Annotated in this window: 1 rRNA gene; it reads left to right on the forward strand. The window is 49.4% G+C overall.

From position 1 onward, the window contains the following. Nucleotides 1-1,478: ribosomal RNA gene (locus tag ACSV5T_RS09675) — 23S ribosomal RNA — on the forward strand; the annotation flags it as partial.

Below are 1,478 nucleotides of genomic sequence, written 5' to 3' on the forward strand. Positions count from 1 at the left end.
AGTTAGTAATAGTAGACCCGAAACCGTAGTGATCTATCCATGGCCAGGTTGAAGCACAGGTAAAATTGTGTGGAGGACCGAACTCGTGAGCGTTGAAAAGCTTTGGGATGAGTTGTGGATAGGGGTGAAATGCCAATCGAACACGGAGATAGCTGGTTCTCCCCGAAATAGCTTTAGGGCTAGCCTCGAGGTTGAGAGTATAGGCGGTAGAGCACTGATCGGGCTAGGGGCCATACCGGTTACCGAACCTAGTCAAACTACGAATGGCTATACTTATACTCGGGAGTCAGACAGTGAATGATAAGGTCCATTGTCAAGAGGGAAACAGCCCAGAACACCGACTAAGGTCCCAAATGTTACACTAAGTGGCGAAGGATGTGGAATTTCCAAAACAACCAGGATGTTGGCTTAGAAGCAGCCACCATTTAAAGAGTGCGTAATAGCTCACTGGTCGAGAGACTCTGCGCCGAAAATGTCCGGGGCTAAAGTGTAAAACCGAAGTCGTGTCATATGCAGCAATGTATATGGGTAGGGGAGCGTTCTCATTGGGTTGAAGCAGTACCGTAAGGAGTTGTGGACTGATGAGAAGTGAGAATGTCGGTATGAGTAGCGAAAAGAATGGTGAGAATCCATTCCACCGAAAGCCTAAGGGTTCCTGAGCAACGATCGTCGTCTCAGGGTAAGTCGGGACCTAAGCCGAGGCGGAAAAGCGTAGGCGATGGACAACAGGTTGAAATTCCTGTACCGGTGTGAATCGTTTGATCGATGGAGTGACACAGTAAGGTAGGTCAGCACGCGATTGGAAGTGCGTGTTTAAGCATGTAGGTTGAGCTATAGGCAAATCCGTAGCTCTAAAAGCTGAGATGTGATGACGAGTTACTAGCGATAGTAACGAAGTGATTGATCCTACACTGTCGAGAAAAGCTTCTAGGTAGAGACACATCGCCCGTACCAAAACCGACACAGGTAGGCGGGGAGAGAATCCTAAGGTGCGCGGGAAAACCCTCGTTAAGGAACTCGGCAAAATGCCTCCGTAACTTCGGGAAAAGGAGGACTCATGTAGTGTGAAGAGCAGCAACGCTTGGAGCATGAATGAGTGGCACAAGAGAGGCGCAAGCGACTGTTTACCACAAACACAGGTGCCTGCTAAAGCGAAAGCTGATGTATAGGTGCTGACACCTGCCCGGTGCTGGAAGGTTAAGAGGAGGGGTTAGACTTCGGTCGAAGCTCTGAATTGAAGCCCCAGTAAACGGCGGCCGTAACTATAACGGTCCTAAGGTAGCGAAATTCCTTGTCGGGTAAGTTCCGACCCGCACGAAAGGTGTAACGACTTGCGCACTGTCTCAACGAGGGACCCGGTGAAATTGAAGTACCTGTGAAGATGCAGGTTACCCGCGACTGGACAGAAAGACCCCATGGAGCTTTACTGCAACCTAAGATTGAACTTAGTTAATGAATGTACAGGATAGGTGGGAGAC

The sequence above is a fragment of the Veillonella sp. ZSJB6 genome (assembly GCF_051549505.1).
In the GTDB taxonomy this organism is placed as follows: domain Bacteria; phylum Bacillota; class Negativicutes; order Veillonellales; family Veillonellaceae; genus Veillonella.